The sequence below is a fragment of the Vibrio marisflavi CECT 7928 genome, assembly GCF_921294215.1.
GTDB lineage: Bacteria > Pseudomonadota > Gammaproteobacteria > Enterobacterales > Vibrionaceae > Vibrio > Vibrio marisflavi.
This window is the reverse complement of the sequence record NZ_CAKLDM010000002.1, coordinates 1,156,292-1,181,556: the sequence shown is the minus strand read 5'-3', so window position 1 is coordinate 1,181,556 and position 25,265 is coordinate 1,156,292. Positions and strand designations below refer to the sequence as shown.

General features: G+C 39.3%; 30 protein-coding genes. 13 read left to right on the top strand and 17 right to left on the bottom strand.

The features are described 5' to 3' along the window. Nucleotide 1: 1 nt before the first annotated feature. From L7A31_RS12145 to ccoN, 6 genes are all read right to left on the bottom strand, one after another. On the bottom strand, nucleotides 2-2,365 hold the full coding sequence (locus tag L7A31_RS12145) for a heavy metal translocating P-type ATPase (RefSeq protein ID WP_237361930.1): 2,364 nt from the start codon (nucleotides 2,363-2,365) through the stop codon (nucleotides 2-4). A gap of 3 nt (nucleotides 2,366-2,368) precedes the next feature. Continuing rightward, entirely contained in the window at nucleotides 2,369-2,848 is a 480-nt protein-coding gene (locus tag L7A31_RS12140; protein WP_237363558.1) for a FixH family protein, read from the bottom strand. A gap of 102 nt (nucleotides 2,849-2,950) precedes the next feature. Continuing rightward, nucleotides 2,951-3,934: a cytochrome-c oxidase, cbb3-type subunit III gene (gene ccoP / locus L7A31_RS12135; protein WP_237361928.1), complete on the bottom strand. Its 984-nt coding sequence runs from the start codon at nucleotides 3,932-3,934 to the stop codon at nucleotides 2,951-2,953. Beyond that, nucleotides 3,931-4,110, bottom strand: coding sequence for a cbb3-type cytochrome oxidase subunit 3 (locus tag L7A31_RS12130; RefSeq protein WP_237361925.1), 180 nt, complete (start codon nucleotides 4,108-4,110; stop codon nucleotides 3,931-3,933). Before L7A31_RS12130 ends, ccoP begins: the two co-directional genes overlap by 4 nt. A 9-nt stretch (nucleotides 4,111-4,119) precedes the next feature. After that, a complete protein-coding gene (ccoO, locus tag L7A31_RS12125) occupies nucleotides 4,120-4,740 on the bottom strand; it encodes a cytochrome-c oxidase, cbb3-type subunit II (protein ID WP_237361923.1) in 621 nt (206 codons plus the stop codon). A gap of 13 nt (nucleotides 4,741-4,753) precedes the next feature. Beyond that, on the bottom strand, nucleotides 4,754-6,181 hold the full coding sequence (gene ccoN, locus L7A31_RS12120) for a cytochrome-c oxidase, cbb3-type subunit I (RefSeq protein WP_237361921.1): 1,428 nt from the start codon (nucleotides 6,179-6,181) through the stop codon (nucleotides 4,754-4,756). Nucleotides 6,182-6,438: 257 nt separating this feature from the next. On the opposite strand from ccoN, the gene L7A31_RS12115 reads away from it, so the two are divergent. From L7A31_RS12115 to L7A31_RS12095, 5 genes are all read left to right on the top strand, one after another. Beyond that, the gene (locus L7A31_RS12115) at nucleotides 6,439-6,807 is read left to right on the top strand and encodes a hypothetical protein (RefSeq protein WP_237363612.1); all 369 of its coding nucleotides are present in this window, start codon (nucleotides 6,439-6,441) and stop codon (nucleotides 6,805-6,807) included. A 163-nt stretch (nucleotides 6,808-6,970) separates the two neighbouring features. After that, nucleotides 6,971-7,936, top strand: a complete 966-nt coding sequence (locus L7A31_RS12110) for a hypothetical protein (RefSeq protein ID WP_237361919.1) — start codon at nucleotides 6,971-6,973, stop codon at nucleotides 7,934-7,936. Between the two features lie 167 nt (nucleotides 7,937-8,103). Continuing rightward, nucleotides 8,104-9,438, top strand: a complete 1,335-nt coding sequence (locus tag L7A31_RS12105; protein ID WP_237361918.1) for a TackOD1 domain-containing metal-binding protein — start codon at nucleotides 8,104-8,106, stop codon at nucleotides 9,436-9,438. After that, nucleotides 9,431-10,756, top strand: a complete 1,326-nt coding sequence (locus L7A31_RS12100) for a glycosyltransferase family 2 protein (RefSeq protein ID WP_435532889.1) — start codon at nucleotides 9,431-9,433, stop codon at nucleotides 10,754-10,756. Before L7A31_RS12105 ends, L7A31_RS12100 begins: the two co-directional genes overlap by 8 nt. Next, a complete protein-coding gene (locus L7A31_RS12095) occupies nucleotides 10,753-11,805 on the top strand; it encodes an HlyD family secretion protein (RefSeq protein WP_237361917.1) in 1,053 nt (350 codons plus the stop codon). Before L7A31_RS12100 ends, L7A31_RS12095 begins: the two co-directional genes overlap by 4 nt. 37 nt (nucleotides 11,806-11,842) lie before the next feature. Here the strand turns inward: L7A31_RS12095 and L7A31_RS12090 are convergent, their stop codons facing one another. Together L7A31_RS12090 and L7A31_RS12085 are read right to left on the bottom strand one after the other, a co-directional pair. Beyond that, a complete protein-coding gene (locus L7A31_RS12090; RefSeq protein WP_237361915.1) occupies nucleotides 11,843-12,445 on the bottom strand; it encodes a LysE family translocator in 603 nt (200 codons plus the stop codon). 125 nt (nucleotides 12,446-12,570) lie between these two features. Beyond that, entirely contained in the window at nucleotides 12,571-12,825 is a 255-nt protein-coding gene (locus L7A31_RS12085) for a hypothetical protein (RefSeq protein ID WP_237361914.1), read from the bottom strand. Between the two features lie 254 nt (nucleotides 12,826-13,079). Here L7A31_RS12085 and L7A31_RS12080 point away from each other — a divergent pair, with 254 nt between their 5' ends. Then, nucleotides 13,080-13,826, top strand: a complete 747-nt coding sequence (locus tag L7A31_RS12080; protein WP_237361912.1) for a substrate-binding periplasmic protein — start codon at nucleotides 13,080-13,082, stop codon at nucleotides 13,824-13,826. 403 nt (nucleotides 13,827-14,229) lie between these two features. Here the strand turns inward: L7A31_RS12080 and L7A31_RS12075 are convergent, their stop codons facing one another. The 3 genes from L7A31_RS12075 to L7A31_RS12065 form a co-directional block, all read right to left on the bottom strand. After that, on the bottom strand, nucleotides 14,230-14,952 hold the full coding sequence (locus L7A31_RS12075; RefSeq protein ID WP_237361905.1) for an ElyC/SanA/YdcF family protein: 723 nt from the start codon (nucleotides 14,950-14,952) through the stop codon (nucleotides 14,230-14,232). 77 nt (nucleotides 14,953-15,029) lie between these two features. Beyond that, the gene (locus L7A31_RS12070; RefSeq protein WP_237361903.1) at nucleotides 15,030-15,782 is read right to left on the bottom strand and encodes a substrate-binding periplasmic protein; all 753 of its coding nucleotides are present in this window, start codon (nucleotides 15,780-15,782) and stop codon (nucleotides 15,030-15,032) included. A 78-nt stretch (nucleotides 15,783-15,860) separates the two neighbouring features. Continuing rightward, nucleotides 15,861-16,628 (bottom strand): substrate-binding periplasmic protein, encoded by a 768-nt coding sequence (locus L7A31_RS12065; RefSeq protein ID WP_237361901.1) that lies wholly within the window; start codon nucleotides 16,626-16,628, stop codon nucleotides 15,861-15,863. A gap of 175 nt (nucleotides 16,629-16,803) precedes the next feature. Between L7A31_RS12065 and L7A31_RS12060 the strand changes: the two genes are divergently transcribed. Beyond that, nucleotides 16,804-16,971 (top strand): hypothetical protein, encoded by a 168-nt coding sequence (locus L7A31_RS12060; RefSeq protein WP_237361900.1) that lies wholly within the window; start codon nucleotides 16,804-16,806, stop codon nucleotides 16,969-16,971. A gap of 304 nt (nucleotides 16,972-17,275) precedes the next feature. Here the strand turns inward: L7A31_RS12060 and L7A31_RS12055 are convergent, their stop codons facing one another. Further along, a complete protein-coding gene (locus L7A31_RS12055; RefSeq protein WP_237361899.1) occupies nucleotides 17,276-17,560 on the bottom strand; it encodes a hypothetical protein in 285 nt (94 codons plus the stop codon). Between the two features lie 52 nt (nucleotides 17,561-17,612). Between L7A31_RS12055 and L7A31_RS12050 the strand changes: the two genes are divergently transcribed. The 3 genes from L7A31_RS12050 (at nucleotide 17,613) to L7A31_RS12040 (ending at nucleotide 19,564) form a co-directional block, all read left to right on the top strand. Next, entirely contained in the window at nucleotides 17,613-18,005 is a 393-nt protein-coding gene (locus L7A31_RS12050; RefSeq protein WP_237361898.1) for a DUF3693 domain-containing protein, read from the top strand. Nucleotide 18,006: 1 nt separating this feature from the next. Then, nucleotides 18,007-18,405 (top strand): regulator, encoded by a 399-nt coding sequence (locus tag L7A31_RS12045; RefSeq protein ID WP_237361897.1) that lies wholly within the window; start codon nucleotides 18,007-18,009, stop codon nucleotides 18,403-18,405. 178 nt (nucleotides 18,406-18,583) lie between these two features. Then, the gene (locus L7A31_RS12040) at nucleotides 18,584-19,564 is read left to right on the top strand and encodes a GGDEF domain-containing protein (protein ID WP_237361896.1); all 981 of its coding nucleotides are present in this window, start codon (nucleotides 18,584-18,586) and stop codon (nucleotides 19,562-19,564) included. A 17-nt stretch (nucleotides 19,565-19,581) separates the two neighbouring features. Here L7A31_RS12040 and L7A31_RS12035 read toward each other — a convergent pair whose 3' ends face one another. Continuing rightward, a complete protein-coding gene (locus L7A31_RS12035; protein ID WP_237361895.1) occupies nucleotides 19,582-20,403 on the bottom strand; it encodes a substrate-binding periplasmic protein in 822 nt (273 codons plus the stop codon). 160 nt (nucleotides 20,404-20,563) lie between these two features. On the opposite strand from L7A31_RS12035, the gene L7A31_RS12030 reads away from it, so the two are divergent. After that, nucleotides 20,564-20,950 (top strand): regulator, encoded by a 387-nt coding sequence (locus L7A31_RS12030; RefSeq protein ID WP_237361894.1) that lies wholly within the window; start codon nucleotides 20,564-20,566, stop codon nucleotides 20,948-20,950. 32 nt (nucleotides 20,951-20,982) lie between these two features. On the opposite strand, the gene L7A31_RS12025 is transcribed toward L7A31_RS12030, so the two are convergent. Then, a complete protein-coding gene (locus L7A31_RS12025; RefSeq protein ID WP_237360119.1) occupies nucleotides 20,983-21,180 on the bottom strand; it encodes a hypothetical protein in 198 nt (65 codons plus the stop codon). Nucleotides 21,181-21,331: 151 nt separating this feature from the next. Here L7A31_RS12025 and L7A31_RS12020 point away from each other — a divergent pair, with 151 nt between their 5' ends. After that, nucleotides 21,332-22,138 (top strand): substrate-binding periplasmic protein, encoded by an 807-nt coding sequence (locus L7A31_RS12020; protein WP_237361893.1) that lies wholly within the window; start codon nucleotides 21,332-21,334, stop codon nucleotides 22,136-22,138. An 86-nt stretch (nucleotides 22,139-22,224) separates the two neighbouring features. On the opposite strand, the gene L7A31_RS12015 is transcribed toward L7A31_RS12020, so the two are convergent. Next, a complete protein-coding gene (locus tag L7A31_RS12015; RefSeq protein ID WP_237361892.1) occupies nucleotides 22,225-22,971 on the bottom strand; it encodes a substrate-binding periplasmic protein in 747 nt (248 codons plus the stop codon). 131 nt (nucleotides 22,972-23,102) lie between these two features. On the opposite strand from L7A31_RS12015, the gene L7A31_RS12010 reads away from it, so the two are divergent. Continuing rightward, nucleotides 23,103-23,504, top strand: coding sequence for a regulator (locus L7A31_RS12010; protein ID WP_237361889.1), 402 nt, complete (start codon nucleotides 23,103-23,105; stop codon nucleotides 23,502-23,504). Between the two features lie 27 nt (nucleotides 23,505-23,531). On the opposite strand, the gene L7A31_RS12005 is transcribed toward L7A31_RS12010, so the two are convergent. Both L7A31_RS12005 and L7A31_RS12000 read right to left on the bottom strand, forming a co-directional pair. Continuing rightward, nucleotides 23,532-24,140 carry a DUF3226 domain-containing protein gene (locus tag L7A31_RS12005; protein WP_237361888.1) on the bottom strand — a complete coding sequence of 203 codons (609 nt, stop codon included), beginning with the start codon at nucleotides 24,138-24,140 and terminating at the stop codon, nucleotides 23,532-23,534. Next, nucleotides 24,140-25,219 (bottom strand): AAA family ATPase, encoded by a 1,080-nt coding sequence (locus tag L7A31_RS12000; RefSeq protein WP_237361887.1) that lies wholly within the window; start codon nucleotides 25,217-25,219, stop codon nucleotides 24,140-24,142. The genes L7A31_RS12005 and L7A31_RS12000 overlap by 1 nt, the downstream gene beginning before the upstream one ends. Nucleotides 25,220-25,265 lie beyond the last annotated feature (46 nt).

Here is a 25,265-nt window from a genome sequence, read left to right as displayed (position 1 = left end):
CTCAATCCTTAAGTAATCGAAGAGAGTTTGATACTACAATAATTGAGCTTGCAGACATACCAATAACTGCGAAATATGGCGCAATGAAACCGCATACTGCAAGGGGCAAAATCAAAAGGTTATAACCCAACGCCCACATTAGGTTTTCTCGTATGATTTTCCTAGCTTTAATTGCAAAGCGCCTTGCTTGTAGCACTTTCTCCAATTTGTCGCTAAGCAAAACCATATCTGCAGATGCCTTCGCAACATCAGTACCACTTCCCATCGCAACAGACAGGTGAGCACCGGAAAGTGTTGGGGCGTCGTTAATGCCGTCGCCAATCATTAAGGTGATGTCTTGTTGGGGTAACTGTTTAAGGTATGCGAGTTTCCCTTGAGGTTTTGCCGAGGAGATTATGTTTTCAATACCTACAGCATTCGCTACGGTTAACGCATTCGCATTTGTATCACCAGTTAGAAGTGTTGTCTTAATCCCAGCCAATTTAAATTGCTCTACGAACTCTGCAGCATCAGATCGCAATGGGTCGTGAAAAGTGAATGTAGCAATATGCTCGTTGCCTAAGCTCAAATAAACACTGTTAGGTTGGTCCAAAATAGCATCGTTCAGTACAAATGCAGCACTACCTATTTTGACCGTTGTTCCTTGGTACTCGCCCAATACGCCTTCACCAATGCGGTTTTCTATGTTGCTGACCTGAATAGTAGTACTTCTATATTTCTTGAACGCTTGAGCAATAGGGTGGTTGGCATGAGATTCTAGCGCTGCAGCTATTTCTAAACATTGCTGCTTTGAGTAGCCCGAAAAGCAATGGGTATTTTTGAGAGTAATTTGTCCCTCGGTCAGTGTGCCTGTTTTATCTAAGATTAAGTGATTAACTTCACACAGAGTTTCGAAAACATGCCCTTTACGCAGTAATATACCTAGCTGACTGAGTTTAGATGTAGCGCAGGTAATTGCTGTAGGTGTTGCCAAAGACAAAGCACAAGGGCAAGTTGCTACTAGTACAGATAACATTATCCAAAATGCATCGTCGGGTTTATGTTGATGCCAGTAGAACCATGTTAGGCTGGCTATGGCGAGCAACGCTGCAACAAAGTATCTTGCTGTTAAATCGGCTAACTCTGCAATCTTAGGCTTAGATAGTTGCGCTTCCTCCTGAAGTTTTACAATGCCTGATAGCATTGAATTGGCTTTGGTTGACTTAACCTCTAACTCTAGAGATTCTTCGCCATTGAGAGTACCTGCAAAAACTTTATCACCTGCTTGCTTTAAAACCGGAATAGATTCACCAGTAAGCATCGATTCGTCAACATAAGCCTGAACAGTATTGAGCACACCATCTGAAGGAATATGCTCCCCAGGCAAAACACGCACGCGATCGCCAATTTTAAGACTGTTTACGGTAACCTTTTCACCATCTATGGTTGTCGCCATTGCTGGTACTAATTTCAGTAAATTCCCACTAGCGGCGGCGGCTTTTCTTCTAGCGCGCATTTCAAGAAACCGACCCAGCAACAAAAAGAAGGTGAACATTGAGATTGATTCGAAAAACACTTCACCTTTCTGCGTAATGGTTGCATAAGTACTCGCGACATAAGCAAAAATAAGTGCAACAGAGACGGGGACATCCATTCCTAAAGTTTTGTTCTTTATACTTCTCCAAGCGCTTATATAAAATGGGTACGCTGAGTACAGCAAAACAGGTGTCGCGAAAATCAAACTCACCCAACGAAAGTAGCTTTTGAATTGTGTATCAAGATCGCTAAATACTTCGAAATATAGTGCGACAGCCAACATCATTACTTGCATAGTTGCCAAACCAGCAATGCCCAAGCGGTACAAATAACGTTTCATTGCTTGGTGATATTCTGCTTCTTGCCTATCAGCTTCAAAAGGAGAAGCTTTGTAGCCCAAATTGATAATTGACTTTAATATCTGACTTAACTTTACTTGAGAGTTATCCCAGCGCACCAGAGCTCTGTTTGTTGTGGTATTGACTCTAATACTCGACACGCCAGCAACAGAATTCACGTGTTTTTCTATTAACCAAGCACAAGCAGCACATGACACACCTGACAGTGACAATGTCACTTCCTGCCCTTGCTCTGTGTCTCTAACAAACTCAGACTGAATGTCCTTATTATCATAATTAGCAAGTGACTGAAGCTGTTCAGGCACAAGATCAGCTCTATCAGCTGTTTCAGTACGATATTGATAGTATGAAACTAGGCCACTTTCGACGATAGTTTGCGCTACCGCTTGGCAGCCGGGGCAGCACATATCGCGTTGTTTACCTAATATCTCAACTTGAAAATTCGTATTAGAGGGAACTTCTTCACCGCAATGGTAGCAATTATTACACATAAGCTAGTTCATCAGCTTCATTGATGAAGCGACAGGAAAGTTAACTCGGCCTTGAATTAGCCAAGCGTCGTCATGAGGCGATATTTCAATAAACCAAGGGCCTTTAAGTTCGCGATCTAGAGGCACTCGATAGTTGCCATTTGCATCCGAGGTAAGGATTTTAGAAAAGTCACGATTCGGAAGAGTTCGGTGAGCAAATAACACTTTGATAGCGGGGTAGTGCTCGAGTTGACCTTTAATCAACTTGAAATCAATAGAGTCATCGTTTGAAGTCAGGCTTACTGACAGCCCGAGGGTTTTAGCAACATTGATTTTACTAATATCAATATTAATGCCTTTACCTTTTTTGTAATAATCTTCGGTGACCAAAGATACTGAATTGTTAGAAAAAACGACTACCGTAGCAATTGTCCAAATAACGACAATTAGGGGGAGGATGATCAAGAACCACGGCCAGAATTGTTTGTACCAAGGCTTTTCCATAAGCATATTCTCAACAACCAAATAAGAAACGTTAGGATGGGTAGGTGATGTAGCCCCAGAAAACATCTGGGGCTACTTTTATGCTCTAATTTAATAGAGGCTCTATTTACTTTCTTCGCTATTGCTTAAGCTCCAGACATACGCGGCAACGAGTTGTACTTTATCGTCACCTAGGATGTCTTTCCAAGCAGGCATTACACCAGATCGACCGTGCATAACAGTTGCAGTAACATCAGCTCGGGAGCCGCCAAATAGCCAGTACTGATCTGTAAGGTCAGGCGCTCCAACAGCAGGGTTACCTTTACCATCAGTGCCATGACATGCAGCGCAAACCACAAATCGTTTTTTACCTGCCGCAGCTTCTCTAGCGTTTACTGAACGACCAGATAAGCTGAGCGTGTAGCTAACTACTTCCTGAACACCTTCTTCACCCATCGCTTCTTTCCACGAAGGCATTTGACCAACTCGACCATTTCTAATCGTTTCAATGATCGCTTTTGGCTCACCACCGTATAACCAAGCACCGTCAGTTAGGTTAGGGAAGCCTTTTTGCCCGCGAGCATCAGCGCCATGGCACTGAGAACAGTTTTGTAAAAATATCCGCTGCCCAACTTTAACGGCGTTCGGATTTTTTGCAATTTCTGGCAGAGGCAATAGTGTCGTGCCATCTTTAGCATAAGCAAGTTGCTGAAACTCCTCACCAAAGTATTTGTTGGCATCATCTAGCTCTTTCGCATACTGATCCAAGCGCTTTTCGCTTTGTGCATTAGCAACAGAGGCTTTTGATTCAGCTATTGAACGCACATTTTGATCTGAGCTTGTCCAGTCTAAAAGGCCTTTAAAGCTCCCTAAACCAGGGTAAAGAGCTAAATAAACAGCAGAAAAAATTAGCGTACAGACAAATAAATATGACCACCATTTAGGTAAAGGGTTGTTTAGCTCACGTATACCGTCATACTCATGCCCCATATCTTCGCCTTCTTTAGCATCAGAATGGTTTTTTGAGCACCAGCGTAGAAGCAAAGCACAACCGACGAGCGTACCAATTGTAATAACGGTAATCCAGATACTCCAGAAAGTACTCATTGTTTGTTCTCTCCTTCCTTAGTCGAGCTTTTTTCCTTGTCATCTTCGTCGAAGATCATTTTCGCATCTTGTTCAAAGCGGGCTTTTCTTTTACTACCAAAGGCCCACCAAACAACTCCGACAAAACAAACGAATAACAAGACAGTCCAAATACTGTGAATAGTACCAATATCCATGTTATCCCCTTACTTCATCGCGTGGCCAAGAGATTGAAGGTAAGCAATAATGGCGTCCATCTCAGTTTTGCCTTCCACCTCTTTTTTAGCGTTTGCGATCTGTTCGTCTGTATAAGGAACCCCAAAGTTATCGCGGAAAATCATCAGCTTCTGCTGTGTCAGTTCGCCATCGAGAACATTCTCTTCTAACCAAGGGAAACCTGGCATGTTTGACTCAGGAACTAGCTCACGAGGATCGATTAAGTGTACTCGATGCCATTCATCTGAGTAGCGACCGCCAACTCGACCTAAGTCTGGGCCTGTACGCTTTGATCCCCATAAGAATGGGTGCTCCCATACACTTTCACCAGCTACAGAGTAGTGACCATAACGCTCTGTTTCTGCTCGGAATGGACGAATCATTTGGCTGTGACAAACGTTACAACCTTCACGGATGTATATATCACGACCTTCCATTTCCAAAGCAGTATACGGGCGCAAGTTTTCTACTGGTTCAGTGGTTTGCTTTTGAAACATGAGTGGCGTTATTTCTACCAAGGCACCAAAACTGATCGCTATGACAATAAGAATGGCCAGCAAACCGACATTTTTTTCTATAGCCTCGTGGCGATTATTTGAATTTGAACTCATTCTCAATCCCCCCCTATGCCGGTTGCGGGATAGCTTTTAAGCTATCTTTCGGTGCTGAAACTGTTTTGTACGTGTTGTACGCCATTAAGAACATACCTGATAGGAAGATTAGCCCGCCTATAAATCTCAATGTGTAGAATGGATAAGACGCTTGTACGGACTCAACAAAACTGTATGTTAGAGTTCCATCTGAGTTTACAGCTCTCCACATTAATCCTTGCATAACCCCAGAAATCCACATTGCAACAATGTAAAGAACAGTTCCGATAGTCGCTAACCAGAAGTGAACATTGATAAGGCGAATAGAATACATACGCTCTTGACCAAATAGTTTTGGAACTAGGTGGTAAACAGAACCAATTGAAACCATCGCTACCCAACCTAAAGCACCAGAGTGAACATGACCAATCGTCCAGTCGGTGTAGTGAGATAGAGCATTGACAGTCTTGATTGCCATCATTGGTCCTTCAAACGTCGACATGCCGTAGAAAGAAAGCGAGACAATTAAGAAGCGTAAAATTGGGTCATAACGAAGTTTATGCCATGCTCCCGACAACGTCATGATGCCGTTAATCATGCCACCCCAAGAAGGCGCAAATAGAACTAGCGACATAATCATACCTAACGATTGGGTCCAATCTGGCAATGCTGTGTAGTGTAAGTGGTGTGGGCCTGCCCAAATATAAAGAGATACTAGAGCCCAGAAGTGAACAATTGATAAGCGGTAAGAATATACTGGTCGCTCAGCTTGCTTAGGTACGAAGTAGTACATCATTCCTAAAAAGCCAGCCGTCAATAAAAATCCAACAGCGTTGTGGCCATACCACCATTGCACCATCGCATCGACTGCACCAGCGTAAACTGAATATGACTTACCCATACTCACTGGTATTGCGAGGCTGTTTACAATATGCAGGACAGCAACCGTAATGATAAAAGCACCGAAGAACCAGTTTGCTACGTATATGTGGGACGTCTTACGTTTAACCAAGGTGCCAAAAAATACCACTGCATAAGCTACCCAAACGACCGCAATAGCAATATCAATCGGCCATTCAAGTTCTGCATACTCTTTTCCAGAGGTATAACCTAGTGGCAGAGTAATCGCAGCAGAAAGAATGATTGCTTGCCAACCCCAGAAAGTTAGCGGTACAAGCAAACCACCAAACAGTCGTGTTTGACAGGTTCGTTGCACTACATAGTAGGAGGTGGCAAAGAGGGCGCTGGTACCAAATGCAAAAATTACTGCGTTGGTGTGGAGGGGACGTAGCCGACTGTATGTCAGCCAAGGTGTATCAAAGTTTAGCTGAGGCCAAACTAATTGAGCGGCAATTAAAACACCAACGGCCATACCAACAATGCCCCAGAGAATAGTCACTAGGGTAAATTGGCGGACGACCGTATAGTTGTAGTTTTGCTCGAGCTTCGTTTCATGGCTCATGTTGCATGTTTCCATTTTCTAATTAACTACACTTTACTTCCGACACGACTGATGTCGTAATATCGCGATAAACAACGATATAAATAAACTTTGCTTCCTTAGTTATTTATAAAATTGATTTACAAACCACGATATATTCAATGTAAAACTATACTCGATTTAACATTTTAATGACAGGGCCATAACCATATGAAACTTAGGGTTATGCTTGTTATATTTCAAAAATTTGAAGTTTGTAGCATGAGGGATTTTTTAGTATGCCAGCGCAAAAACTTACTAAAGGGCGACTAACCCAGATTTCGGTTATGTTAGTGGTGCTTTTAGTTGTCTTTTTTTGGAGAACGTTCACTTTTCAACCGACCAGTAGCTTTCAATGTAAGAGCAACTCAGTATGCACATTTAGTGTAAAAAATTATTACGGCAAAGTAATTCGCACCAGCCCTGGTTCAATTTTAATCAACTCGACAGCTCCATTTACAATTACAACGAAGCAAAAAAATGTAAACATTATTAAAGAAGGTTCTACTTGGTCAATTTCATATCCCGAAGGCTTGACCTCACTAAACGTTAATGTCTCTGTATCTCAAGATGAAAAAAACACTAACCTGCAGATAAACCTACAATAATACAATCCAGAATGTATCCTTTCGGGCCCAACTTAGCTGTTGGGCTCTTTAAATAAATACAAAAACTTAATTGCTTTCTCATATATAAAACAACTCGATAAAATTAACTAAATCATTGAGCGATTGTTCTAACCTTAACATCATGAAGGGTGGGGCTGAGCATATGATCAAACAAGCCATTATTTATCTGTTGTTGTCTACTAGTTTCTTAAGCGCAAACGCATTTTCAGCAAATGCTAAGTGTCTGCTCGTTACTTCTTATCACGACGGATACCAATGGCAAGATGACAATATAAAAGCGATATTTGAACACCTGCAAAGCCACTGTGAAATTAAATATTTTCAGATGGATTCAAAGAGGAACAAGTCCGAATCTAACTTGACCCAAAAAGCAGCTCAAGCGTATAGAATCGTGGAAAGCTGGAAACCAAATGTTGTTATCGCAACAGATGACAACGCATCCAAGTATTTTGTAGTGCCATACATGAGAAACCATAAAATACCTGTGGTTTTTAATGGTGTAAATTGGACAATCGATCAATACGGTTATCCATTCCAAAATACTTCTGGAATGATTGAAATGCAGCCAATTCGTGATTTGCTTATGGTTCTCTCAGAAACGACGAACCAGAAAGAAGGAGTAATTATTGCTGATAACACGTTATCTGAAAGAAAGACTATAGGTGTATTTATAACAATAGCTCAATCTTTAGGTATGCAGTTGAAACCAATATTTGTTGAACAGTTTGATGAGTTCAAACAAGAATTTCTAAGTGCGCAAGATGCTCCATTTGTTATTGTATCAAACAATGCAGGAATAAAAGGGTGGAACAAAGCTTCGGCCATAAGTTTTGTAAATAAAAATACAAGAACTTTAACAGCTTCTACCAATGACTTTATGGTTGACTACGTAGGTTTGGTTATGAGTCATGTCGCTTCAGAGCAAGGAGAATTTGCAGCAAAGGAAGCAATCAAGATATTGCGTTTGGGGGAAAGCTGGAAACCGATTATAGTTTGGAATCATAAAACGAAAAATCAAGTTAATGCCACTTTGCTCAATCATTTTATTGAAAAGCTACCTAGCCATGTAAAATATACTCATCAGATTCATTATGAGTCAAAAGACTAAAAACTCTAAATCTACGGTTAATTTATTTATCCTCAAACACACTTTTTACCACTTTCATTGAAAAGACAATTTACGAAGTATATGTTATTCACCTTATCGACACTCTTTATATTCAGAGTGTTACAGAAGAACAATACGTAGTTTCGTATTTTTATGGGGGGAACACTATGCAGACAAGTATCGACTACGTGACATTATTTGGTTCTCACTGCGATGATTTGGCTACTCAAGAGATAGATATTGAATTTCGTAAGCCTAGCGAAGATATTTTTCAAACGCGGGCGCAAATATGCATCATAAACCTACCACCTGAACAACAAGACGATCTACTGCAAAAGATTCATCATTCAGAGCAAGGCTGGACGTGGCGAGTTTACACATTTAAAACCAGCCCATTGAGCAAGTACCTTTCAGATGGTCTACTCAGCAAAAACAAAATTCAACCTATTTCAGATAAATTGAAATATTTGCAGTCAGAGCCAAAGGATAGGCTACTGGCTTACCTTTGGTTAGACTCAAATCGAGCTCTCATACCAAAAAAAGATCTGTCCAATAAAGAGTTATATCGCTACCCGTTATTAGATATCTACCATAATCAAGAAAAAACCCCATTTCGTTATCTACACCGAATGATTCAGCTGGATATTTTGAGTGTGGGTGAGTGCATTGATCGCGTGCGATATTGCGAGAAGTGTACGTCTGGTCACCTAAACTATGTGGATTCTTGCCCAGCATGCACAGATATCGATATTGTTTCGTACGACGCATTGCACTGCTTTACTTGTGGTCATGTCGATGATGCCAGCGAGTTTATGAAAACTCAGTCAATGCAATGTCCAACTTGTAAGACGCTTTTAAAGCATATTGGGGTCGACTACGATCGGCCATTAGAAATGCACCACTGCAATAGCTGTAAAAAAGAGTTTGCGGAAGCGAATGTCATTGCGAAATGTTTAAGCTGTGACCATGTAAATGATACTCATAAACTGCAGGCCCAAACTTTCTATTCATATACAGTCGGTGAAAATGCCCAGCGTTTTTTGTTTGAAGAACAGCTAAACCCAAACTTCAACGTACAACTTCAAGGCACGACCAACGTGGCCGCTTTTGAAGCAGCACTAATGTGGAAAAATCAGCTCTCAATTCGACACTCACAAAAAGATCTATTGATTGGCCTAAAAATCGGCAATTCAGACGGGTATATCCAAACTCACGGTGATGTTGCATACATTGAGTTAATAGTTAAACTTTCAGAGCATTTAGAAAAGCTATTCAGGAACACCGATTTAAGCTGTCAGTATGGCGACGATCTAATTTTTATCTTACTGCCTCATTTTGAATATGATTTTCTGGAAGTTGTTTATAAAAGGTTAGAAGAGTTTGGTGAGCTAATTGAGTCCGAGCTCATTGAGTTAAGAGTCAAACATTGGCAACTCCCTGAACCTTCACTAATAGATGTGAAACAGTGGATGAAAAACCGAACAAGTGAATTGAATGATTGATTCTTTCGGATATATCTCATACGGCGTAAGAGATCTTTTTGCTCAAGTAACCGCGAACTTCGATGTCGTGGTAACATTTTTTCCCATGATTCTTATCGTGGAATCTCCATTAATCATGCTGATGGTTATTGGAATATTCAGGTGGCACTGGAAAAACAAAACAACGGACTTGCCTCATACACCATCTATCAGTTTCATTATCACTTGTTATGGGGAAGGAGAAGCAATTCGAGCCACTATAGATACCTTGGTTGAACAAGTTTACCCAGGACATATTGAAGTGTTGGCTGTCATCGATGGCGCGACTCAAAATCAACATACCTATCAAGCTGCGATGCGTGCGTTTCACCATTATAAAGGGCGCAATGACAGAGTAGTTAAGGTGATTCCAAAGTGGCAACGAGGAGGCCGAGTTTCTACGTTGAATACTGGTTTGCTTAAAGCAAGGCATGACCTAGTTATAAACGTCGATGGAGACACTTCCTTCGATAACAACATGGCACTTGTGATGGCGCAGCAGTTTAAAGATAGAAACATTATTGCAGCAGGCGGTGCCTTGCGTGTCCGAAACTCCAAAGCCAATATACTAACTCGAATGCAAGCTCTGGAGTATATGATGTCCATGCAAGGAGGAAAAACGGGAACAAGTCAGTTTGGCTTGCTTAACAACATATCGGGAGCCTTTGGAGCGTTTCGAAAAGTCGTATTGCAAAGAGCTGGCGGCTGGGATACCCATACTGCCGAAGACTTAGACTTAACAATGCGACTCAAACAGTATAAAGGCAGATACAAGAAGACTAAGCTTGCCTTTACTCCACTAGCAATTGGTCATACTGATGCACCTGAAACGGTCAAAGATTTCATACTGCAACGTTTGAGATGGGATGGGGACTTAATGTTTCTTTACATCCGAAAGCATATCAAAGGTCTATCACCCAAATTGCTTGGCTGGCCAGTATTTCTCTACACGTTAGTATATGGAGTACTTAAAAATGTGTTGCTGCCAATCATTGTTGTTTGGTATTTCGTACATATCTTTATGACGTATCCAGCTGTGTTAACTCTAACAGCATCAATCATTATATATGCCGTTTATATGTCAGTAGTCACGTTAAAGTTTGCTATTTATTGGGTGTTAATCTCCGAGCGAAAAAGCGCCGATTTAAAAATGTCTGGGTGGTTAGTCATTTATCCAATTTACGCTTTGTTCTCACGCTTTATCACCGCATTTTCGATTTTTAATGAAGTATTCAGGCGCTCACATGAAGAGTCCAGTATGGCACCTTGGTGGGTGCTGAAAAGAGGGAAGAAGTTTTGAAAGTTAGATTTATGCTAGATAAGCAAAAAAGCCCGACCTCTGAAAAAGGGGTCAAAGTAGCGTATGGTCAAGCAAAACGTACAGGCTACCGTCTTCGCTGGTTTTTGCTACTAGCAGCGATAATTGCTCCGGCACTATTTACGATTTACTGGATACTGAGGCCTCAGATTTTTACAATCGCACCCGGAATTGTCACCTACCAACCTATAAATATAGTCGCTCCAGACACGAGTACTATACGCGAAATGTATGTGAAAGTCGGTGATACGGTTTTAAAAGGTCAGCCACTATTTTTATTGAAAAATGAGGTTCTCGATCAGGAAATAAAATACCTAGAATCTGAAATCAAATTACTGCAGCAATACAACGCGCAGAGAGAAAAAGATGAAGTATCTTTATACGCTTCTGCCAAGGCAAACGCAGAAAAAAACTATACTGAGATGGTAGCTATAAAGAAAAAATATGACGACTACTTTAGCAAAGGACATGTAAGCACCGCCGATTACGCTTCAGTTTTAAACAACTACTATACAACTCAATCCCAGCTGTCTGATGCAACCCTACAACTTCAACTAGCAAAAATTAGAGGTGCGGATGAAGACTATGTGGGTGATTTATCAAATATCATCCGTTCCCTTCAAGTTGAGCTAACACAAAAGGAAGGACAAGAAGGGTTGCTTCTCGTGAAAGCTCCTTTCGATGGAAGAGTAATCAATGAATTGGGCCGAGTAGGGGAAAGAGTAGAAGCTTCAACAGAAGTAATGACATTCTCTCGCTTATCTCATCGTGCAGAAATAGATGCTTACCTAGATGCAAAATATATCGAAAAAGCCAAACTTGGAGAAACTGCAACCATCAAGCTTCCAAACGGGAAAAAGTACGTAGCAAAAGTATCAGAACCGACACAACTAGCGCTGAAGTTACCAGTTCAATTGGCTAAACCATTTGAAGGACAAAAAGCATTAATGAAAGTGACGTTGTCATTTACTGACGCGCAACTAAATCAAAATATGCTGATAGAAGGGATGCCTGTAGAAGTGTATTTCTAGCACTATTAAACGCCCAAGTAGCTTTTTCTTGGGCGATTTAAAAACCAGTCCAAAGCATTACAGCGCATCCAATTGTCAGAGCTCCCATCGTACTATTAAATACTTTCCAATGCTTTTCATCTCTGAGTATTCTGCCAATTTGGCTCCCTAACACCATCCAAAAACCAGTGGTAAATAAACAAGTCCACGCATAAATACTTATCACTACAAAGGTTGATGGCCAGTAAAGTTCACCGGGCAATGTGTAACCAGAGAGCACGGTTAGTGTGAGTATCCAGCCTTTAGGGTTTAGAAATTGAAGTAGTACTGATTCTCGCAAATAAAGAGGACGTTCGCTTTTCGACTGAGTATTAGGCTTCCCCTTGCTAAATAACAGAATACCGAGGTAGGTTAAATATACACTGCCTGCTATTTTTATAAAAAGTGGGATACTAGGATAGGCGTTAAATAGTTGGTTTATGCCCAAAGACTCGAGGCCCATAACAATATAGACCCCTACAGAAATACCAATTAAATGTGGAAGAGTGCGCTTGATGCCAAAATTTGCACCGGAGGCTGTAACCATTACAACATTTGGCCCTGGAGTTATAGTTGATACCACCATAAAAATAAACAGTGATAAGTATTGTATAGAGCCCATCTTTTACCTCGTCGATTAAAGACGCATTCTTGTCTATAAACGATCAAGAGTAAAGTCATTCTAATGTCAAATCAATAACGCGACACTGTCACTAATGAGTACTCTTTTGATGCGGTATTTGGTTATTAAGTGTGGACTTTTTCAATATTTTTCTTCGCCAACCTATGTGCAACATCAAAAGCATAGGTCTCTTCATCAAAAATAGACACATCTTCTGTTCGTTCATTCATTACAGTTGCATTCACACTTACATAGTAGCCCCGATTATTGACTGGTCCTTCAAACGAAAATGAAGCTATGTATCCATCTTTTTCTTCAATGTATTCAACATCAACTTGATAATCTATATCTTTATGTGTAGCTTCTTCCGAGTTAATCATGTCCAAATCTCCACTGTTGCATGAAAGTTCCAATAAACCCTATCGTTAGAAAATTATAGGGCAATTTGTCCTAATTAATGGAACAGTTTTGAGCACATGCTGTATCTACCTCACAGTACAATTGGAGTCGCGGGAGATCGTTTTCAGTTGTAACACATCAGCCACATTCTCAGTTTTAAAACTATGAGTGTATTTTCAGCTAGAAATAGTACCTGTCTACTACAATTTCCTTATCTCAGGAAGAGAAAATCACTATGAAATACTTTGTTCTTTGGTTAATAGCATACTCTACGACAGTATATGCATCTCAGAAAACAATTGATGTCACAGTCAATCTAAGTGATGGCTTCCCTGTTTACTATTACGACAAAACGTCGAAAGAATTTCTAGGTCCAATGGTGGATTCTTTCAAAGCTATATGTAAAGAAGCGAACCTAAACTGCAAGTTTAAATCGGTGCCGAAAAAGCGGATTGAAGCAGATTTAGTGTCGGGCAAAATAAACTTTGGTTCGGTCATCAATAGTAAAACGCAGCAAAAGCTGTTAAAGGGAAGTGTGTACTTTACTGAGTACAATATGCCTGCAAATTTAGGTATGTACTCATCCTTGCCAGAAGGCCAAATTCCAACAGACTTGAAAAGCTATTTTGGCAAAGAGATTATATGCGTACGTGGTTGGAGTTTATCAATTTTACCTGGTGTGTGGGAGGCAGAGAAAGAAGGTAAGTTGAAGATATACAAGCCTACAACAATTAAATCAGCAACAAAGATGCTACTTGAGGGCAGGGCTGAGTTCCTTTATGCCAACAAACAAAAAATGGATGTATTTATCACACCAGAAGACAAAGTATACTTTAAAGAGTTCAAGTCGTTGAATCAGACCTTTGGACTATCAAAAAACTCGGAAAATTATAAGGAGATAAAAGCTAGGGTTGATAAGGCAATCTCAAACTTATTTTCAAACGGTATGATTGATAAAAAAACGGGTAGGCTACTGAAATAGTTTTTATAGCATTAAAATGTGTTGTTAACTCAATCTGACAATAATAAGCCCAGGAACTAAGCTTCTACTAAACTCAACTTCACATTTTTTATGTTGCCCGTACTCCAATACTTCCTTCATTAAGTTTTCTGCATTTACACTTTGGGCGAGTTTTATTTTAAACATATAGTTTATAGGCTTATGTGTATTCACATTAGCTCTTCTCTCACATGCAAGTAAAGGGCTATTTATCTGCTTTATGCACATATTTACCGCTTCATCATATGACAAGTCCATAACCTAACTCTTCCAGCTTTAACCACGTCAACCCATATAATTATAGGCGTTTATCAACGCTTATTCCATTTGTGGGGTAATTTGCCGACTTTCATTATCGATAACTGATTTAAATTATTTTAAATAATTATGTTTTATTGTCCAAAAAAAATGTTTTGATTTTTATCCAGTGTTGACCTAAGTACTCATGGAAAGCACGCTCGGTTTTTATTAGTTCGTAGCCATTCGGAGCAGATAAAAAAACCTTTCTTCTGGTTAGGTAATTCGTAGGCGCTGGTATGGGGTTCAATCCTTCACCTCTAAATATTTCCATCGCTCTTGGCATATGGTAAGCGGAAGCAACAAGTATAAACCACTCTTCACCTATTAACATCTTAATATTCCTTGCTTCTTCTAGAGTGTTTCGAGAATTGGATACTATCAAAATATCCTCATTACTTACACCTAGGTTTTTTAATGTTTTAACTCTATACTCTGCTATTAATCGCTCTCCAAAGTAACCAGAAATGATTATTTTTGAACCATATGATCGGCTATAAATCTTAACTGCTTCGTGAGCCTTACCGTCAAAATCGCCACCTAATAGCAAAATATAGTTAATTCTTATATTTTCATAGTTCTTAATAGGTTGGTGTTTCAATTCTAGAGGCTCAATAAGTGTATTGGATATAGGAGAATATCCGATCATAAATATCCACAGAAAGGAGGCTATTAACAAAAGCTTAGCTAGTTTATTTCTATTTAAAAACAAAAGAACTAAGCCTATAAAAAACATGAGCAGACCCATAGGTAATGGCATGAAAAAAGGAGAGATTAAATTTTTCAAATCAAATAACATGCCTTCATTCATACTCTTATACCAAAGTCTCCAGTTCTATTGCATCAAACTTTATTTATTAGAAAATATTAAGTTCTCTTGAACTCACACTATTTAAGAAATTTACTAATTATTTTCTCGATTTCACCACTCTTTTTCATTGCCTTCAGCACGCCTAAATACTGTTGCTTGAAATCTTCTTTAAACGAAAATTCTCTCCCATCGGATGCAATACCAAGGTATCCGTGCTCCGAACTGATAACCGCACCTTGCACAATACTCTCACCATCATACTGTCCAGATAGTTGTAATTTATTAAGCTCCCATTGGATGGATATTGCATCATTCATGTAGCAGTCTATACGACCAGAAATTAGCTTTAGTATATTACTCTCGGTTCCTTTGACTTCATCTAGTTCAATTTGATTCTTTTCTACAAGATCATAAAACTGGTCTCCTCCGGATGAGAAGCCTGAATTCCCACCGATTTTCAAACCAATATAATCTAATGGCCAGTTTGGCCTTGGTGTTTCTAATACCGGCTTCAGGCATACAACGACGAGTTTTTCATTGAGAATAGGGCCATCATATTCCATAAATGGCCTTTGCTTTGATCGCTTATAGGGTGGGTAGAGAGCAAATATTTCGCCATTTTCTATTTTGGCTAACCCACGTTTCCATGGAATGCTGTGTATTTCAACATTGTATTCCGGCATCTTAGCAAATACTCTTTTCAAAATTTCGGTATAAACCCCTGAAATCTTGCCATTTTCCGTGTAAGAGTAGGGCGGATATGAATCATCGCCATACACAATAACATTTATCTGCGAATAAGCATTGCTACAAAATACAAGTAGCAGCATGATAAATGACCATTTTATCGTCACTCTGACCGATTCATTTTTCCTATTGCGGAATAAAACTAACCTCATATTGCTAGATCAACTACCTTGAGAGCTGAACCCGTATTTACTCAGGATTTTTTCGTATTCACCACTTTCCTTTAGTTTCTCTAGCCCTTGGTTAAATTTGTATATTATTTCGTTAGACTTAGGGTTCTTATACCCAGACAAGTTGTAGATAAATTTTTCGTCAAGAGCTGGAGTCAAAAACACATAATCTTCACCATTTATATACGACTGGCTTAACTTGGCGTATTCGGTTCGAAAAACACCTTGAGCCATTACAATCATATCCACTCTGCGTTTGAACAACTTCCTTACGTTTAGAATTTGATTCGAGGCTTCTTCTTTGTTGAGGAAAGTCGCTTTATCAAAGGCCTCACTGTTTACCCAACCTCGACCAACACCAAACTTGTACTTTTTAAGATCTTCAAGATTTTCGAACGATGTAATTCCTAAAGACCTCAAAGCAATAATGCTGACTTTTATTTCGTAGATGGGTTGACTATATGCAAATCGGCTAGCTCTATCTTTGCTGTAATATGCTCCCATCAGTACATCCGATTTGCCTTCTTCTACCTCTTGCATCGCTCTTTTCCAAGGTACAAAACGAAATGTTGCATTTATACCAACTTTAGAAAACGCAGCTTTGGTTACTACAGTTATTACACCGTCATCTTTGAGTTCAGAACCATAGTAGGGCGCCCAATCAGCAGTAACTATTTTGATCGTTTCTGACATGCTAGGAAAGGAGGCTACTGTTAAGATAAATAGCGAAATCAGCGGCCGGAAACAAGACGATATCATAGAGGTTCCTTATTCTTTTGCACTTCCTTAATACAAATATAGCTAATAACAAAACGAAGGACATGACTTAGACCACATGCAGTTTCTGCATTCGGTACTTTGGTACTTTTTAGCGACCGCATTTAGGCCAATTAAACTAGAATAATGCTAACAGCAGATAAAAATCGGAGTAAACATGAAAGCGCTATCGCTAATAAGTATCTTGCTTCTAACATTAAATGGGTGCCAGCTAACTCGTGTCGAAGGGAAAGTAAATGACGTTGATGTCAAAGTAAGTACAAACGAAGCAGATTCAAAAGGAAAGTTTTGTCCACCGGGCCAAGCAAAAAAGGGCAATTGCTAGTGCAAAGGATAACCCTTATTCCTATTGCTGTGCCTAAGGTTTGGCTTATGAGTGCTCAAATAATCAGCATTACGGGTTAGGAAGACCATGAAAGCATTACAAAGTCTCTAGGAATTGAAAAAGAACCAAATAATTAGAAGGAATAATAGCCAAAGTCACGTTGTCACATTTACAAAAAGGTAAGGACGTCCATAACGTTTGCTTGAAGTCGCACTATCTAAAACTGGAATGTCTTACCAATGCCTCATATGGAAAATACCAACCCAAATGAGCCAGTAGATCTAAAATTCCCACAAATTGTTTCTCAAACAAAGGTCGGTGAAATTCGAACGGGTTTTAAAAACTGGCTTAACTTGATATCGGTTAATCGACTAATGTCATCATCAGCCATTTCTACACTGTAACCATGACAAGTTAGAACTTTGAGCGCCAAATGTAATTGTCGAACAGCTTCAACCGAACCTTTTTGCTGACACACGTCGGAATACACACGTTGCATGCCTTTGCAAAAGTCGCCGTTACGTTTGAAACCACGCAGACTTGTAGAAACTTTTTTCGTAACGTCCGACACGTCGTGAGAATAAATCACGTCGTCATGATTTTGGTTAAGAAGAAATGCGCGAGGAAAATCTGGGCGGCGATTGTTAGATGCCTACAAAGAGGCAAAAAGGTACGTACAAGATAAGCAGATTGCCCATGATTTGAATTTACCGAGACAAAGAATCGGTGAAATGAGAAATGGTGAGCGTCATCTAACTGAAAACGAAGCGCTTTTTCTAGCTGAACATATCGGAATGCCAGAAGAAGAAGTTCTTGTTTATTTGGCAGCAGACCGCAGTAAAGACCATAGAGCACAAAGGGCTTGGGAAAGTATTGCAAAAAAGTTTAACGGCCAAGGATTACGAGCAATATCAATGGCTAGCGCGGGTTTGGCCTTGGTTCTGATGCCCGATTTTGCTCACGCCTATCAGTGCGCATTATGTGTACTTATGTTAAACTTATTTTATATCAAGCCTTTAAATGAAAGGGCTTAAAATGAAACGTAAGCACAGCCATTGCACTCAACTCGATGAATTCGGAATTTTCACAAAAATAAACTGCACTTTAACGATAAAACAAGTCGCTGAACTTTGTTTTAAAAGTGTGAGAACAGTCACTCTATGGAACCAAGGGAAACGACCAATACCGCCGGAATGCGTTCGGCTAATTCGTATTTATCAGCGTAGAGAGCTTGGAACAGATAATCAGTGGTCAGGATTTCAAATGATGGGAGATGTGCTTGTTTTACCTACAAGACAAGCAATAACACCGCAACAACTTCTGATTGCTATTGGAGTTCTTGAAATTTCGGCTGAGAGTGATCGGGTATGTTCATCTCGTATAGTTCGATGCGCTAGAGCGATACAAAATATAAACAATAGCCGTAGATCATAATCTGTCACACACCTAGAATTTAGTGTTTATAATTAATTGTATCAGTAGTGCATTTGCACGAATGGCTCCAAATTAGAGTAACTATAAACAACGCTTGAGATTCAAGAAGAGACCCCAGAGTTAAAAGAAATTTTTCAAAAGTAGCTTACATCAGTAAACATAAACCAGTACATAAACTATGGATGACACTATATACAATCTGAAACAAAAGATTGCTGAACTTCAGGAAGAAATCGAACGATTGACTACACATCAGACCCAATTACAGTTAGTCATAAAGTCTACGGGGGTTGGGATATGGGATTGGAATGTCCCAACAGGTGAAACCAGTTTTAATGAACGCTGGGCAAACATCATTGGATATACTTTGAAAGAGCTTGAACCAGTCAGCATCCAGACGTGGCTCGACCATGCTCATTCCGACGATCTCATTGAGTCAGAGCGCTTACTGAAAGAGCATTGGTCTGGTAAAAGCGAATACTACATATTCGAATCGAGGATGAAACACAAAGATGGACATTTGGTTTGGGTTCTAGACACAGGTCAAGTTATAGAATGGGAGAGCAAAGGTGTACCTAAACGTATGATTGGCACACATCTCGACGTCACTGACAAGCATTTGATGATGAAACAACTAAATGCTGCCAATAGTCGCTTAAAAGAACTCAGTTATCTTGATAGTCTTTTGAGCATTCCAAATCGACGTGCTTACAAAAAGTCATTTAAGCGTGAGGTATCTAGGGCAAAGCGTGAAGGCCAGCCAATATCTCTAATCATGATTGATGTTGATTACTTCAAGCTTTACAACGATAGCTACGGCCATATTGAAGGTGACAATGCCCTCAAGAAAGTGACGAAAAGTATACAAAGCTCTCTCAACCGACCAACAGACATAGTAGCACGTTATGGCGGTGAGGAGTTCATTGTACTATTGCCTGCAACACCTATAGATGGAGCTATAACCGTAGCTCAACGAATCCAAAAAAGCCTAGACCGAAAGAAAATAGAACACAGTCAATCTGACCATGCAGTATTGACCGTCAGCATGGGGATATCCTGCTGCAATTCGGATTTTTCAGCACTTTTAGAGCGAGCAGATAAAGCAATGTATCTGGCCAAAAAGGGAGGTCGAAATTGTTACGAAGTTTACCGAAATTGAGTGGAGTATTAGTATTTCTATTTATAGGAGGATTGTCTATATTTCAGCATTATTTCACTTTCGGGATGGTAAGAGTTGCTGATACGTTCTAGAACACCCTGCTGTGTCAAGCGCTGATAACTGTTTTTCAGCGCCCTAACTACCTCATCTGAAGTTGTGAGGCTTGCTACTAGCCAAAGGTCCTTTGACAAGTCATCGATTTTAAGTACAGGGACAAAATCATTAGGATCTAAACCATACTGTTCAAGACGATAAAAATAGCTAGAAGTGACTAGCGGGGTATAATCTATACGGTTTTTTCGCAACATCTGAAGCATTTTTCGACCATAAGTAGTCGTAATTAGGTTGAAGCCTTTGCCTTCTATATATTCTTCAAAGTTACCGCCAGACTGACTACCTAACCTGAATGGCTTTAAGTCTTCTAGGTTATTTGGGATGATTTTTGGCCCATCAATATACCTAAATAGTGTCACTTCATGTTTTGCTACTTTTCCTATCCAGTGGAATTGATTTTCTCGAGTAGGTGTTCTTGCCACAGAAAAGAAAAGTATGTTCTCTGTTTTTTTAGTGAGAGACATAGCCCTTTTCCATGGAAGAAAACGTATTGTGTTGATTTGTATCGGGTACTCTTTGGATGCATCTTTTACTAGCTCTTGAACGAACTCTACAACGTAACCCGCAGGTTCATCGTTGACCTGTATCTGAAGAGGCGGAAAGTCGTCTGTGACTATATCAACCCCAATCGTAGCCGAATGGCTTGGTGAGAGAAAAAAAACTGATGTAAGTATGAGTAGTCTGAAATAAGTGACTTTTATAGCTTGATATACGAATTTCCACATTAGATTGCATTCGTTCTATATTCATACTTAAAATATAGTCGAACTTTAGATTGATCTCCTTGGATATGATGCCCAATTTAGTTCAATAACCTTAAGTACACATTATGTCTGCTTATGTTAAATTTGTTTCATATCAAGCCTTTAAATGAAAGGGCTTAAAATGAAACGTAAGCACAGCCATTGCACTCAACTCGATGAATTCGGAATTTTCACAAAAATAAACTGCACGTTAACGATAAAACAAGTCGCTGAACTTTGTTTTAAAACTGTGAGAACAGTCACTCTATGGAACACAGGAAAACGCTCCATACCACCAGAGTGTGCTCGACTTATTCGTATTTACGAGGGTAGGGAGCTCGGAATCGGAAAACCTTGGCAGGGGTTTCAAATGATAGGAGAGCGTTTGGCTCTGCCAACGGGGCAAATAGTAGAGCCGCAGCAAATAATCATCGCTTTAGGTGTCCTAGAAGTTTCAGCACCGAGAGAACAAGCGAAAGCATCTCAACTCCTTAAGTACTCGCGACTATTAGCAAAATATAAAAGATAGCTACACGCTATCAAGATCTACGTTGAGTGTTATTATTTGTCATCAAGACCGCGAGTTCGCAATAACTCGTCTATAAAATTACAGGTCAAATCATGATCGACTGACATTAAAATGTCGCAGAAATCTTTCACCGCTTTATCACGGTCATGACCAACCTCAAGGTTCTCTATCTCATCAAGTTTATAGACAAGCCCCATCAGCCGCTGTTTCATTTCGTTGTAATCAACCATCGTACATGTCCACCACAATTTTTGTTCTATACACTGCCACTCGATAGAGAGCTTTGGTTATTGGTTATCGCTTATTCGCCAATACACGAAGTAGATATTTGAGTATTAGCTCCTATGCTAATACTAGGAAAACATTTATTAGGACACCATTATGAAATATCTGATGCGCACGGCTTTTTATTCTGTACTTGCCACTTTAGTGATCTCCCCAGCTTATAGCTGTGAGTTAATTATGGGGTACAGAACAAATGAGAAGCCTCCCTTGATTGGGAAAGCACCGGATAATAATGGACTTTACTTTGAGTTGTTTAAGACTGCAGCAGATCGTATTGGATGTAGCTTAGCTGTTGAAAGAAAACCTAAAAAACGAATCATGAATATGATAGTAAGTGGAAAAATAGACTTTTATCCTGGACTCAAATTTACTAAGAAAAGAGCAGAAAATTTCGGTTATATCAATAATGGGCTTACCAGCTCATACGCGTTACTCACTAGAGCTGATTCTGCTGACTTTAAAAGTAGAGAAGACATATTAAAGGCCAAACCAACTGAAATTTTACCTTATGGAAGCCCAGATTTACTGAAATTAGAGATCCCTAAAAAATCACCTAAGGAAGCAACAACACTAGATATTATGAAGTTAATTAGTAATGGTAGTGCGGATATCTATTTTTACAGCAAGGATAGCTTGCTTTATGCCCTAAAACAGAACCCTATGCCTAACCTAAGAGTTCAAGAATGCTGTAGCAAAGTAGAACCCATGTATTTAGGTTTCTCACTCAATTCCAAAAATTACAATAAGATCCCAAATAAAAACTATGATGCCAATCAACCAATCAGTGCTACAAATTCACCCGTAATGTTCAGCCCAGATTCTATTGCAAAAAAACTCTCCGATGCATTGGCGGACATGAAAAAAGAGGGCGTGACATCCGAAATATACAAAAAGTACTACTAACATATTAGGGCTAAAAGACTACGCCGGAGCTTCACAGATATTAATATTCTGGGTTCCGGTAATAGTTATCTAGAAGCTTTATAAGATTATTTCTGTTCGGGAGGCGGGAGGTGATATTTCTTGAAGATTTTTTCTATCTCTCCATCGGTTCTCATTGCGTCAATTTGTTCTTTTAACATAGGCCAATACTTAACCATAGGTGATTCTATTGGCATACTGATATATCTTCCGTTGTAAAATACATCCACATAGCGGGCTTGGCGTAGGCCTGATTCGGCGCGAAATTTTTCTTCGTGATGATTTGAGGACATGACCGCAACATCTATCCGACCTTTGATAAGCATTTTAATAATCTGTTCCGTGTCGTTGAAAAAGAACTTTTTAAAGTGTTGTGCGTTAGCAAAGTTTTCAGAGTAAAAACTTCCTCTCAACGCGCCAACTTTTAGCCCTTCGAGGTCATTCAGATCATTAACTTCAACATCTGATTGTGGGGATATCATGTAATATACGTTACGTTTTTGATAGCCGTATGCAACGCCGTTTAAAAAGGCTTCACGTATCTGATTCATAGAGTGCCTCGGGATGATATCAACGCCACCATATTCAGCTACTTTGATGGTTCTAGCCCAAGGAACTGTAATCCAAGAAACCTCTAGACCGATTCGATTTGATGCTATATCAATAATTTCAGCTACGGGACCACTGCAGCCATTGTGTGTAGGTATCAGTTCTGGAGACCTGTCTCTACAGTGGGCTACTAATGTTTCTGCGTTTGCTAGATTAGAAAACAATAACGTCAGCACAAACACCCATATCTTTCTATATTTATCCAAGTTAAATGTCCATTGAGCCTAGAGTGGTCTGTATATTATAGATGGCTTTTTAGTACTGAAAGCTCACTACACATTATGTCTGCTTATGTTAAATTTGTTTCATATCAAGCTCTTAAATGAAAGGGCTTAAAATGAGACGTAAGCACAGCCATTGCACTCAACTCGATGAATTCGGAATTTTCACAAAAATAAACTGCACGTTAACGATAAAACAAGTCGCTGAACTTTGTTTTAAAAGTGTGAGGACGGTCTCCATGTGGAACTCAGGTAAACGTCCCATACCACCGGAATGCGCTCGACTTATTCGTATGTATGAGAGAAGAGAGCTTGGAGTTGGAAAAAACTGGAAAGATTTTAAAATGGTAGGAGAGCAACTAATTCTCCCAACTAACCAAGCTGTCACTCCACAACAAATTCTAATCGCAGTAGGAGTGTTAGAGATATCAGCACCAAATGACTATTCGTACGTGAAAAATATTCTAAGGTACGCTAGGGTATTAGCATCATACGAAGCAAAGAATAGACCTTCGTGATTTTCATCTGGGCTGAATAAATTTCGGTTACGCATCATTAAGAAACGTAGTAAGCCCATCAAACTTATTAGAATCTAAGTTGAAGCAGCTAGCTTTAACAGCCAAACCAATATTTGGCTTGTGTTTTTCTAAGCCAGATAAGTATGCATGAAGCTTCGCCTTTGCCATATTTCTAGGCTTTTTAACATCATTTCTTTCGTTGGAGAGCTCTTCTATTCGTTCTATGTATTTAATAGCTTCTTCCTTAACTGTTTCTTGAGTACAACTGCTAAGAAGAAGATCTTCTAACATACCTTGTTCATCCACACCCGGCATTATGTAAAAGCCACACTTGAAAGGATGCTTACCATTTTTTCTAAACTCCAAATCACTATCAGGCACTGGGAGGCCAAGGTTGCTAAATGTCGCTTTTAAGCTTTGCAAAGCAGATGCCTTAGAGTTGTCTGCATCTTGGACAACAATTAACGTTTCCAAATCTTCAATACCGCGTTCTTGCAGAACAACTTTAAGCTCTGACTTAATCTTGTCTTTACCACCTACTTCACGTATACGAATGCCCTCTATATTTTTCTTCCTAAGAAATTCTTTAAAAAAACCAACTTCATCTTTACCTTCAACCAACATTAACTTATTCATTATCTAATTTCCCACTGTCTATCCATCGCAGCAGACAACATTTCAGAGTCATAATTTTTTGCAACAAGACCAGATTTCGTTTCATCAATTCGAATAAACTCGACTGAGCTATCTTTTGACTCTTGGCAGAATGTATTCAGTCCTTTTAATAAATCGTGATTATGAGTGGTAACAAATATTTGATTGTTATTGTCTTTTGCTAATTTATCGATGATTCCCCATACTTTAGGAAATAGAGAGTAATGTATACCATTTTCTAGTTCGTCAATGCAGACCAATCCATTTTGAACAGAGCATATCGATATTAGTATGGAAAGAAACTTAGATATACCTTCTCCCATATGATACAAAGGATACTGCCTAGACAAGCCTGTATCACAATATACAGTTGGCATATTCGCTTCAGGTATAATGTTGATAGATTTGAGCTTAGGTTCAATAATTTGCAAGCTAGCAATAATATCTTCAATTCTTCTATTAACTATTAGTTTACCAAGTCGATCCATATCCTCTTTATTCGTAGCATTAGATGTCGAATTTACAAAAATGGCTACCTTAGTTAAATCTGAGAGCTTTAAGTCCTTATGTGAAAGAGCTAACTTATTATCTCTTATGTAAAAGTAAGTATCACCACATTTCTTTTTGTTAATTTCAAATTCAGAGTGAAGTGAGGATATATCAGCAGAACTTGTAGAGACAATATTACTACTGTTTACAGATTGATTCTGAATGGAAATAATTTCATTATTTGCTTTATCTAAATGGTTGTATGTTGCAACTTCTTCATTTCCATTGCTATCAGTTATTTTAATCGTGATTTTTTTTGTCAAATCATAGTCATTAAAAATCATTTGCCACATTTGGCCTTGAGAGTTAATTGTGTATGACTTAACATTTCGTATAGTATATTGCCTCAACATATTATCTGGAGAAAGACGATCACATAAGAAAAATAATGCCTCTAATATACTTGTCTTACCAGTGTTGTTAGAACCTGATATGACATTTATTGTTTTCAGATTGTTAAGTTCGAAATCAACAAACTTTTTATAATTGTCAAGATAAATTGACTCAATCACGTTGTATGGCTCCTAGTTACTTTTGTGTGTGTACACAACACAAAGG